The following is a 7251-nucleotide window of genomic DNA, read 5'->3' on the forward strand; positions in this document are numbered from 1 at the left end:
GTTGTAGGACCATGCCCGCTAACTAACACCCCACCCGCAAAAGTGACACGCTCCCTTGAACTATTAGCTAAATCAATTTTCTTATATTTTTCTTGTAACTTAATCTTCTCCCCAAGCATAGGAAATAAAAATTTCTGAGTTAGTCATCATTTTAACAGTAGATTTAGGGAAAATAACAATATTAAGTGAGTCTCTTTTATTATCACAAATTTCTAATACATAACCTTCTTCTCCTTCTTGGGGATGGGGAAAAATATCTACTAATATAGCAGTATCACCTTTTTTTAGATCATATTCTGGGACATCTTTAGTTAAAAAAACTGGTTGATATAAAGTAGTCATAATTAGATAAAATCACTATTTCAGAAATGAATTTTGTTAGAGTTATTAATCAGAAATTTTGAATATTAGGAAAGATAGAAAAAATCATTCTATCGAGATTAACTTGCCAAATTTCGCTTCTTTTGGGATTAATCGTCATTATCTTCCAATTCTTCTCCATCTAGCTGAAAAAACAAATTTAATTCGGGATAATTGTTAATATCTTCGGCAATTTCTTGTATTATTGGTGATAATAGTTTATGTCTTTCTTCTAGGGAAAGTTTAGCAATTTCTTGTAAGGAAGGAATCATAGTGTTAACCGTATTTTGATTAATGTTTGTTCTGTCGGTTTTCATGACTATTTATATTAGATAATTTTTAAACTAATAAATTGAATTTTCTGATCGATTTTTCGTTTTAACCAAACGGTAATCATTTCTAGTTTGTCATCATTAACACTGTTTAATTCTCCTTTGACGTGATACAAAATTCCATAATCATTTTCTTGAGATTGACTAACGATATTCTCGGTAATGAGTTGTTTAATAGCTTGTTTGAGTTGTTGGGGATTAGATAGACTAAATCCTGCTTTAGTTAGTTGTCTTGATTTATCATAATATTGTCTATATTTTAAGCAATATTCTGTTATCTTACTATCAGAGATAAGGGAATTTTGAGGGATTTTTAGGAAAGGTAAGCAAAGGTTTTGATAGATTTGACATTTATCTTGAATAGTTTCTAAAGCATTAAGGATGTCAAAAAAACTATAATTATAATATTGCCCGTCACACTTTAATACGAAAGTAGATAAACATTTCATTGTTGTCTCTGAACCAATTTCCTCTAATGCGTATACTGCTTGCTCAACAACATATTGATCAGAGTCATTTAAAGCGTTTTCTAAACTCTCAATGGCTTTGTCTGGAGCAATTTTCCTTAATGCGGATAATGCCTGGCCACGAACCAATCCATCAGAGTCATTCAAAGCCCTTTCTAAGACCTCAATAGCTTTCTCTGAACCAATTTTCCCTAATGCCTCTGCTGCCCTCCTAGTATATCTAGGATTATTACAAGTTGCCTCTAAATATGCTGAAAAATCAACTGTCATTACAAGTTAAGGATCTATCCCGAGAATAACTCAATTATATCTTGTTCATCTGGTAGGTTAGGAGAGATTATTATCTTTCTGCCAAAATCTAAATTATAATCGTCTAATACACCCACATTTTGAATGGTTTCGTGGCGAAAATTATCCAATGATGATGATTACTAAAAAACTTAGTTTGATAATCAAATGATAATTTTTATAAGATTTTTCCACATTAAAAGTATACTAATGATGGAATTTTAAATTAGGAACAATTTTTAGTAGAGAATAAGAAAGCTACTTTCTAAAAAACATTACTATAACCTTTAATATTCATGGTAAATTATAGTAGTTTTGGTCAACAAAATAAACTTAAGTTGAACAGTAAATACTTATGATTGAACTAACACCCGCCGCTATAAAAGAAATAAAACGGATGCAAAATAGCCGTGAACAACCTGATAGTTACTTTCGTTTAGGAGTTAAACCAGGAGGGTGTGACGGGTTGTATTATACCTTTGATTTGTGTGAGAAAAAAGAAAACAGCGATCGCCTTCATACCATAGAAGACATTTCCCTACTCATCGATGAACAAAGTTTAAACTATTTATCAGACCTACGCTTAGACTACGCAGAAGACTTGATGGGAGGAGGGTTTCGCTTCCATAACCCCCGAATTGCTACCGCTTGTCGTTGTGGTTTATCGTTTGCCATTGCATAGGGTTGAGCCAGACAGGAACTTATGTTGACAGACTTTAAAACATTTTGGTATAATGAGAATTTGTCAGCGATTTTACTAAATTAGAAATTGCAGTAGTCTTGTTATATGTGGAATTATGCCAACCATTCAGCAGTTAATTAGGAGTGAACGCTCCAAAGCGAAAAAGAAAACAAAATCACCTGCTCTTAAGCAGTGTCCCCAACGAAGAGGGGTATGTACAAGGGTATATACAACCACCCCTAAAAAGCCTAATTCTGCCCTCAGAAAAGTTGCTAGGGTTCGCTTAACATCAGGGTTTGAAGTTACCGCTTACATACCCGGTATTGGTCATAACCTACAAGAACATTCTGTGGTATTGATTCGCGGAGGAAGGGTAAAAGACTTACCCGGTGTACGTTATCATATAATTCGAGGAACCCTGGATGCTCAAGGGGTGAAAGATCGTAAACAAGGTCGTTCTAAGTACGGAACCAAAAAACCTAAAGAGTAAAATGATTACTCTTAGAGTAAGAATATTGAACCTTGAAAACAGCAAACAACCCTAGGGTCGTTTAAGAAAAAAATTGTAACGTTAATTTAGTTCAAAGGAACCAACCACTATGTCGCGCCGAGGAAACATCAAAAGAAAGCCCGTTCCCCCCGATCCCATGTATAACAGTTGTCTGTTGAACATGACAATTCGTCGAGTCATGAAAAGTGGGAAAAAATCTGTAGCTGCGGGCATTGTGTACGATGCCATGAGTATGATAAAAGAGAGGACTGGCGAAGAACCCATAGATGTATTTGAAAAAGCGATCAAAAATCTTACTCCCCTAGTAGAAGTTAAAGCAAGACGAGTGGGAGGAGCAACTTATCAGGTTCCTATGGAAGTGCGTCCAGCAAGAGGAACAACCCTGGCGTTGAGGTGGTTGATTCGCTATTCTCGCATCAGGGGTGGTCGCAGCATGGCTGGTAAGCTCGCCAATGAAATCATGGACGCAGCCAACGAAACTGGAGCAGCCATGAAAAAACGGGATGAAACCCACCGTATGGCAGACGCAAACAAAGCCTTTGCTCACTACCGCTACTAAACATTTAACCTTAACCCTCAGATTCTTACTCGTCTAGGGTAAATTTATCCAAAGAAAAGTATAGAATTGTAAATAGTGTAAGCTTATAAATCGCCTTCAGGCAGAAACATAACCAGGCAAAGCGTAAGGAGGTAGCTGTGGGACGGAGTATTCCCCTAGAGAGGGTACGAAATATTGGCATTGCTGCCCACATAGATGCGGGCAAAACAACCACCACAGAGCGCATTCTCTTTTACACTGGGATTGCGTATAAACTCGGTGAGGTTCACGAAGGAACAGCTACTATGGATTGGATGGCCCAGGAACAAGAAAGGGGCATCACCATCACGGCAGCAGCCATTACCACAAACTGGCTTGACCATCGTATCAACATCATCGATACTCCAGGTCACGTAGACTTCACCATCGAAGTCGAACGTTCCATGCGTGTCCTGGACGGTGTTATAGCAGTATTTTGTTCCGTCGGAGGAGTCCAACCCCAGTCAGAAACGGTGTGGCGGCAGGCCAACCGCTACGAAGTACCTCGTATCGCCTTTGTCAACAAAATGGATCGCACCGGAGCTAATTTTTTCAAAGTTCACCAACAAATCTGCGATCGCCTCAAAGCTAACGCTGTTCCTATTCAAATACCAATCGGCACAGAAGGGGAATTTCGGGGCATCGTAGATTTAGTGAGGATGCGAGCAAAAATTTATCAAGATGATTTAGGACAAAATATCGAAGACACAGAAATTCCCTCGGAATACTTAGAACAGGCAGAAGAATATAGAACCAAGCTCATCGAAGCAGTAGCAGAAATCGATGAAAACCTCCTAGAAAAGTATCTTGAAGGAGAACAACTCACCGAAGCAGAAATTAAACAGGGATTAAGAAAAGGGACTTTAGATAAGACAATTATCCCCATGTTATGTGGTTCTGCCTTCAAAAATAAAGGAGTGCAATTACTGTTAGATGCGGTGGTGGACTATTTACCCTCTCCCCTGGACGTTCCCCCCATTACAGGTTTACTTAAAGATGGCAGAGAAGACACCCGCAAAGCAGACGACAATGAACCATTTTCTGCCCTAGCGTTCAAAATAGCCTCAGATCCCTACGGTCGTTTGACTTTCATCAGGGTTTATTCTGGGGTGCTAGAAAAAGGCAACTACGTCTACAACGCCACCAAAGAACAAAAAGAGCGAATATCTCGCCTAATTGTGCTGAAATCCAACGATCGCATCGAAGTAGACGAACTCAGAGCAGGGGACTTAGGAGCTGTCATCGGCTTGCGGAATACCATCACAGGGGATACCTTGTGTGACGAGAAAAACCCCATTCTCCTCGAATCGTTGTACATCCCCGAACCCGTTATTTCCGTAGCTGTTGAACCCAAAACCAAGCAAGACATGGAAAAACTATCCAAAGCCTTGCAAGCGTTATCTGACGAAGATCCCACCTTTAAAGTCAGTGTTGATCCCGAGACAAACCAAACTGTCATCGCAGGAATGGGAGAACTGCATCTAGAAATCCTGGTGGACCGGATGTTGCGAGAATATAAAGTAGAAGCAAGCGTCGGTAAACCCCAAGTTGCCTATCGTGAAACCATCCGTAAAGCAAGCGAGGCAGAAGGCAAATACATCCGTCAAAGCGGTGGTAAAGGCCAATACGGCCATGTGGTGGTTGAACTCGAACCAGCCGAAGCAGGTAGTGGTTTTGAGTTTGTCTCCAAGATTGTCGGGGGAGCTATTCCCAAAGAGTTTATTTCTCCGGCGGAACAAGGGATGAAAGAAACCTGTAACTCCGGTATTATTGCCGGTTATCCCCTAATTGATGTTAAAGTCACCTTAGTAGACGGTTCTTTTCACGACGTTGACTCCTCGGAAATTGCCTTTAAAATTGCCGGTTCCATGGCCATTCGTGATGCCGTCAAAAAAGCTTCTCCTGTTCTCCTCGAACCCATGATGGAACTAGAAATAGAAGTTCCAGAAGACTTCTTAGGAGATGTGATCGGGGATCTCAACTCCCGTAGGGGTCAAATAGAGGGGATGAACAGCGAAGACGGACTTGCCAAGATTTCTGCTAACGTTCCACTAGCAGAAATGTTTGGTTACGCGACCGATATTCGGTCAAAAACCCAAGGACGGGGAACCTTCTCTATGGAATTTAGCCATTATGCAGAAGTTCCCAGAAACGTCGCAGAAGCGATTGTCCTAAAAAACACAGGGAACGCCTACACCTACGACAGTGAATGATTATTGGGAATTAGTGCATAGTTAACCATTCATAGTGGATAATAAACTATGGTCACTGGTGACGAAAAAACATCACTGCTTAGAATAAAGAAGACAAAAAAGGAACAATTAATTCATGGCACGCGCAAAATTTGAACGGACTAAACCTCACGTTAACATCGGTACTATCGGTCACGTTGACCACGGGAAAACAACCCTAACTGCTGCTATTACCATGACATTAGCAGCTGCCGGTAGTGCAAAGGCTCGTAACTACGAAGATATCGATGCTGCCCCCGAAGAAAAAGCACGGGGTATCACCATCAATACCGCTCACGTTGAATACGAAACCACTAACCGTCACTATGCTCACGTGGACTGTCCAGGTCACGCTGACTATGTGAAAAACATGATCACAGGGGCTGCACAAATGGACGGCGGTATCTTAGTAGTATCCGCTGCCGATGGACCCATGCCTCAAACCCGTGAACACATCCTCTTAGCTAAACAGGTTGGGGTTCCCAGTCTGGTGGTTTTCTTGAACAAAGAAGACCAAGTAGACGACGAGGAACTATTAGAATTGGTTGAACTCGAAGTACGGGAACTCCTCACCGAGTACGACTTTCCTGGAGACGATATTCCCATTGTCACAGGCTCTGCTTTAATGGCGGTAGAAGCTCTTAAGGAGAATGATAAACTTGCTCCTGGGGAAAACCAGTGGACTGATAAAATCCTCAAACTCATGGAAGAGGTAGATGGCAACATCCCCGAACCCGAACGGGAAATAGATAAACCTTTCCTAATGGCAGTTGAAGACGTATTCTCTATCTCTGGTCGGGGTACCGTAGCCACCGGACGTATCGAACGGGGTAAGGTTAAAGTAGGTGAAACCATCGAGATCGTTGGTATCAGAGACACCCAAAGCACCACCGTAACTGGGGTAGAAATGTTCCAGAAAACCCTCGATGAAGGGATGGCAGGGGATAACGTCGGTTTACTCCTACGGGGTGTGAAAAAAGAAGACATCGAACGGGGTATGGTGATCGCTAAACCCGGTTCTATCACTCCTCACACCGAGTTTGAAGGTGAAGTTTACGTTCTCACCAAGGAAGAAGGAGGTCGTCACACACCTTTCTTCGCCAATTATCGTCCTCAGTTCTATGTAAGAACCACCGATGTAACTGGCACCATTAAAAGCTATACGGCGGATGATGGTAGTGCAGTGGACATGGTTATGCCTGGCGATCGCATTAAAATGACTGTAGAGTTAATCAACGCTATTGCCATTGAACAAGGAATGCGTTTTGCTATCCGCGAGGGTGGCCGCACCATCGGTGCTGGCGTTGTTTCTAAAATTGTTAAGTAGGACAACCGAACAATGAATCAGTGACCAGTTAAATTACCTTAACTGGTCACTTTATTTTCCCGAAACTTTTTTTGCTGTAAATTACTGAACCTTGACAATTAAACCTTATGGCTGCTTTAGCACAACAAAAAATCCGTATCCGTTTAAAAGCCTTCGATCGCCGTTTATTAGACGCTTCCTGCGAAAAAATAGTTGATACTGCGAACCGTACCGACGCAACGGCCATTGGTCCCATACCTCTACCAACAAAAAGACGGATCTACTGTGTTCTGCGATCGCCTCACGTTGATAAGGACTCACGAGAACATTTTGAAACCAGAACCCACAGACGCATTATTGATATTTATCAACCTTCTTCTAAGACTATTGATGCGCTGATGAAGTTAGATCTTCCTGCCGGTGTGGAAATCGAAGTTAAACTGTGACATCCTCCCAACCCTGACCGCTTAGGCGGTACAGGGTGGGCTTCCTCATAT

The 7251-nt window shown here is 41.4% G+C and carries 9 protein-coding genes; 6 read left to right on the forward strand and 3 right to left on the reverse strand.

Translation table 11 applies throughout. From position 1 onward, the window contains the following. Positions 1-99: 99 nt before the first annotated feature. From P9B04_RS11265 to P9B04_RS11275, 3 genes are all read right to left on the reverse strand, one after another. On the reverse strand, positions 100-342 hold the full coding sequence (locus P9B04_RS11265; protein WP_342055084.1) for a DUF4926 domain-containing protein: 243 nt from the start codon (positions 340-342) through the stop codon (positions 100-102). 128 nt (positions 343-470) lie between these two features. Beyond that, entirely contained in the window at positions 471-677 is a 207-nt protein-coding gene (locus tag P9B04_RS11270; RefSeq protein WP_342055085.1) for a hypothetical protein, read from the reverse strand. Positions 678-688: 11 nt separating this feature from the next. Then, positions 689-1429 carry a HEAT repeat domain-containing protein gene (locus P9B04_RS11275; protein WP_342055086.1) on the reverse strand — a complete coding sequence of 247 codons (741 nt, stop codon included), beginning with the start codon at positions 1427-1429 and terminating at the stop codon, positions 689-691. A gap of 373 nt (positions 1430-1802) precedes the next feature. Between P9B04_RS11275 and P9B04_RS11280 the strand changes: the two genes are divergently transcribed. From P9B04_RS11280 to rpsJ, 6 genes are all read left to right on the forward strand, one after another. Beyond that, positions 1803-2129: a HesB/IscA family protein gene (locus P9B04_RS11280; RefSeq protein WP_342055087.1), complete on the forward strand. Its 327-nt coding sequence runs from the start codon at positions 1803-1805 to the stop codon at positions 2127-2129. A gap of 115 nt (positions 2130-2244) precedes the next feature. Then, on the forward strand, positions 2245-2619 hold the full coding sequence (rpsL, locus tag P9B04_RS11285) for a 30S ribosomal protein S12 (protein WP_007310088.1): 375 nt from the start codon (positions 2245-2247) through the stop codon (positions 2617-2619). 109 nt (positions 2620-2728) lie between these two features. Beyond that, the gene (gene rpsG / locus P9B04_RS11290; protein WP_342055088.1) at positions 2729-3199 is read left to right on the forward strand and encodes a 30S ribosomal protein S7; all 471 of its coding nucleotides are present in this window, start codon (positions 2729-2731) and stop codon (positions 3197-3199) included. Positions 3200-3336: 137 nt separating this feature from the next. After that, the gene (fusA, locus tag P9B04_RS11295) at positions 3337-5430 is read left to right on the forward strand and encodes an elongation factor G (protein WP_342055089.1); all 2094 of its coding nucleotides are present in this window, start codon (positions 3337-3339) and stop codon (positions 5428-5430) included. A 115-nt stretch (positions 5431-5545) separates the two neighbouring features. After that, on the forward strand, positions 5546-6775 hold the full coding sequence (gene tuf / locus P9B04_RS11300; RefSeq protein WP_342055090.1) for an elongation factor Tu: 1230 nt from the start codon (positions 5546-5548) through the stop codon (positions 6773-6775). A 107-nt stretch (positions 6776-6882) separates the two neighbouring features. Then, complete coding sequence (rpsJ, locus tag P9B04_RS11305) at positions 6883-7200, forward strand: 30S ribosomal protein S10 (protein WP_342055091.1); 318 nt, start codon at positions 6883-6885, stop codon at positions 7198-7200. Positions 7201-7251 lie beyond the last annotated feature (51 nt).

This window comes from Crocosphaera sp. Alani8 (assembly GCF_038442745.1).
In the GTDB taxonomy this organism is placed as follows: domain Bacteria; phylum Cyanobacteriota; class Cyanobacteriia; order Cyanobacteriales; family Microcystaceae; genus Crocosphaera.

Excerpts from the sequence above, each read along its gene's own strand:
- P9B04_RS11265 (WP_342055084.1), bottom strand. The coding sequence starts at position 342 with ATGACTACTTTATATCAACCAGTTTTTTTAACTAAAGATGTCCCAGAA.
- rpsL (WP_007310088.1), top strand. The coding sequence starts at position 2,245 with ATGCCAACCATTCAGCAGTTAATTAGGAGTGAACGCTCCAAAGCGAAA.
- P9B04_RS11280 (WP_342055087.1), top strand. The coding sequence starts at position 1,803 with ATGATTGAACTAACACCCGCCGCTATAAAAGAAATAAAACGGATGCAA.
- P9B04_RS11275 (WP_342055086.1), bottom strand. The coding sequence starts at position 1,429 with ATGACAGTTGATTTTTCAGCATATTTAGAGGCAACTTGTAATAATCCT.
- P9B04_RS11270 (WP_342055085.1), bottom strand. The coding sequence starts at position 677 with ATGAAAACCGACAGAACAAACATTAATCAAAATACGGTTAACACTATG.
- rpsG (WP_342055088.1), top strand. The coding sequence starts at position 2,729 with ATGTCGCGCCGAGGAAACATCAAAAGAAAGCCCGTTCCCCCCGATCCC.
- tuf (WP_342055090.1), top strand. The coding sequence starts at position 5,546 with ATGGCACGCGCAAAATTTGAACGGACTAAACCTCACGTTAACATCGGT.
- rpsJ (WP_342055091.1), top strand. The coding sequence starts at position 6,883 with ATGGCTGCTTTAGCACAACAAAAAATCCGTATCCGTTTAAAAGCCTTC.